The sequence below is a fragment of the uncultured Campylobacter sp. genome (assembly GCF_937949835.1).
Taxonomy (GTDB): domain Bacteria; phylum Campylobacterota; class Campylobacteria; order Campylobacterales; family Campylobacteraceae; genus Campylobacter_B.
In genome coordinates, this window is sequence record NZ_CALEDC010000364.1 from 1 (window position 1) to 2,968 (window position 2,968).

The 2,968-nt window shown below is 48.6% G+C and carries 3 protein-coding genes; 2 read left to right on the plus strand and 1 reads right to left on the minus strand.

Features of this window, described 5'->3' with window-relative positions:
- On the minus strand, window positions 1-436 hold a 436-nt coding region (locus Q0256_RS08340), incomplete at its 3' end, for a GNAT family N-acetyltransferase (protein ID WP_297962150.1).
- A gap of 218 nt (window positions 437-654) precedes the next feature.
- On the opposite strand from Q0256_RS08340, the gene Q0256_RS08345 reads away from it, so the two are divergent.
- Both Q0256_RS08345 and Q0256_RS08350 read left to right on the plus strand, forming a co-directional pair.
- Complete coding sequence (locus tag Q0256_RS08345; protein ID WP_005870134.1) at window positions 655-1,641, plus strand: amidohydrolase family protein; 987 nt, start codon at window positions 655-657, stop codon at window positions 1,639-1,641.
- A gap of 33 nt (window positions 1,642-1,674) precedes the next feature.
- On the plus strand, window positions 1,675-2,196 hold the full coding sequence (locus tag Q0256_RS08350) for a hypothetical protein (RefSeq protein WP_297962152.1): 522 nt from the start codon (window positions 1,675-1,677) through the stop codon (window positions 2,194-2,196).
- The last annotated feature ends 772 nt before the right edge of the window (window positions 2,197-2,968 follow it).

Below are 2,968 nucleotides of genomic sequence, written 5' to 3' on the forward strand. Positions count from 1 at the left end.
TCGAATTTCGCTTTCTCATATGAACCGTGAAGTGCTCCGAAGCGTCCTTAAAGCCGCACTTTTGCAGGAATTCTCCGGCACCCTCAGCCTTGTGTAGAGGGGTCACGACAAAGGTGGTGGTGTGCGCAAAGCGTTTATTAAAGGCATTCACGAGCGCCGTGCCGATACCGCGCCTTTGATAATCTTTATGAACTATCACGCAGTAAAGATAGCTCGTAGCGAAGTTGTCGCGGTCGCAAAACGCCTCCAGCACCCCCACGGTCTTGCCCTGCGTTTTGGCGATCGCCACGTAATCATAGGTGCGCCACACCCTGTATGTCTCGTGCGGCGGCACGGAGGCTGCGTTTTGCTCCGTATCCCAGCCGATCGAGACCATTATCTCATCCAGATCGCTAGGCTTAAAATCGGCGGAATTTTCTAAAATTTCAAACTCCATCTTCGCTCCTTAATTGAAATAGCTTTTCAAATCGCAAGTATATCACCGTAGCTTTAAAACGGCATTAAATATCAATTAGCGGCTCTTGCGGCGAGGTTTAAATTTTAAAATTTAAAGGCGAGGCAAGGCGCGGTGCGTAAATTTAAACCCAAATTTAAAATTCTAACCATTTACCGCAATTTGATATAAACTCGGCAAAATTTTCCCAAGGATCCCCGATGCAAACGCTTGATTTTCACGTCCATCTGCTAAGCAAGGAGGTGCGCTTCGATCGCCCTTACGACAGGCTCGCGCTGCGCCTTTTCGGCAGGCGCTTCGGCATAGACGTATCGCGCGCGATCAAAGAGCCCTATGAAGCCTATGTGGACGCTCTTCTAGGCGGGCTTAGAGCTTCGAAATACGTTAAAAAGGCGGTGCTTTTCGGCGTGGATGCTAAATTTAGCGACGCGGGCGAGCTAATCCACCGCGATAAGACCGTCTGTGCGGACAACGACAGCGTGTTTGAAATTTATCAAAAAAACCCTGATCTCATCGTGCCGTTTTTTAGCATCAATCCAAAGCGAGCGGACGCGCTAGATGAGATCGATCGCTGCTTCGAGCTAGGATTTAAGGGGGCGAAATTTTTACAAAACTATTGGGATCTGGATACGAGGCTACCTCGCTACGTGCCGTATTTTGAAAAGCTCGCCAAGCTAGGCTTGCCACTGGTGATCCACGTCGGCAACGAAAGCTCGGTGCCGAGCACTCGCCGCTGCGAGGCGCTGGAGATGATTTATGCGCCGCTTGAGCTGGGCGTTACGACGGTGTGCGCACACATGGCGATTAACTACGAGTATTCGCATATTTTTCGTGCGCTCTCGCGCCGCCCGCGAAATTTCGGACACGATTATTTCGCGCTTCTGGCGCTTCTGCGCACGCACAAAAACCTCTACGCCGATGTTTCCGCGCTGATGACGCCGGTGCGCGCTAAGGCTCTGCCGCATCTGGCGAGCCAAACGGACGTGCACTCGCGCCTGCTTTACGCTTCGGACTTTCCGGTGCCGTATTCTGCGATATACAACACCTACGATCTGCGCCTGTCGCAGCGTATCGCGCTGCATAAAGAGCCCAACCCTTTCGATCGCAACGCGCGCGGACTGCTTGCGTATTTCGGCGAGCAGAGCGATCTGTGGAGTAACTACAAAAAAATTCTGCCCTTTGCGTAGACGGCGAAATTCGATGAAATTTAGGAAGCGGGCGTGAATTTTATAAAATATTTTTTCTCGGAAATTTTTAGGTTATTTAAGCTTCTCGTAGGCATTGCGCTTGTGCCAGCTGCGGGATTTTTAATTTACAAATTATTCTTTGCGGAGTCCGGTTTAGCGGAAAATTACGAACGGAACCGCGTTCAAATTTTAGCCCTGCGCGATTTTGCGCGCGAGATAAAGCCCGAGGGAGTTTCTTTTGACATCCGTTTTAATGGCGACGAGGTCTCAAGCATGAGAGCCGTGAATAAAAACAAAAACCAAAGTGCGAGTTTTTATAGTATAGACGAAAAGACGAACGAGCGCGCTGTTTTAAAAATCATAGGCTTGGATTTTGGGACTTTTAATGAACTCAAAGCCAAAGCAAAAAGCGCAAATGCCCAGGGCGTAAGCATCTGGGAGGGCGAGGGCAAAACCGCTATTTATTACAAAGACGGGTTTGTCTCGGAATTTTATGAGATTTTCGAGGGTCCTGCGAGCGAGGCGGTGAAAAAAAGACTACGAGATCGGCTGTGATGATAGATTTGCCGCAGACGGCGTGGTGATGGCGCGCGACGGAGGCGCTACTACGGGCTTTATATGCGTGGATAAGGACGGCTACGGCATCAAACGCAGGTAAATTTTACAGCGGTTTTGTATGAAATTTTAGCGGGAATTTTGCGTAAAATTTTTGTAGGAATTTTTGCCGTTGTTGTAGAAATTTTACTAGGATTTTTTGCTGTTATTGCAGATATTTTAGGGTTGTTAAGAATGCTTTACGGCGCCTATTTGTCGCGCCTGCCGCTTAACAGCCGCTCCGCTAAATTTTAAAATTTAAACCTAGCGGCGTGTATCGTAGCGCCGAAGCACCCTTTGGCGCAGTGTAAATTTTGAAATTTCAGCCGTAAATTTAGCTCGTAGGTGCACTAAATGAAACGGCGGGGTCATACACTGCGCCGCGCAGCTGTTTAAATTTAACTTGCAGGCGCGCTAAATCCTAGCTGCGACATAATTTGCTTTAAATTTTATAATGACGGCTCGTTTGAAATTTTAAACCACTAGCCCCGTACTTTTCTACGAAAATTAACAGCCTCTGCTCGCGATTTGCATCAAGCCGTTTAACAAAATTCGGTAGCGGCTTGTTTGCGATTTGCACCCCTCCCCATGCCGCAGCGATGGGCCATCGTATGATTTACGCTTAAAACAGATATCGCACTTATCAAAGCCGCTAGGGAGTCTATGACTTACCTAAATATGGGCGCTACGGCGATCGGCACGGGTATCAACTGCCACCCTGATTACAAAAACG

Bases quoted from the DNA above. Each gene is read 5' to 3' on its own strand.
- Q0256_RS08345 (WP_005870134.1), top strand. From the start codon at position 655: ATGCAAACGCTTGATTTTCACGTCCATCTGCTAAGCAAGGAGGTGCGC.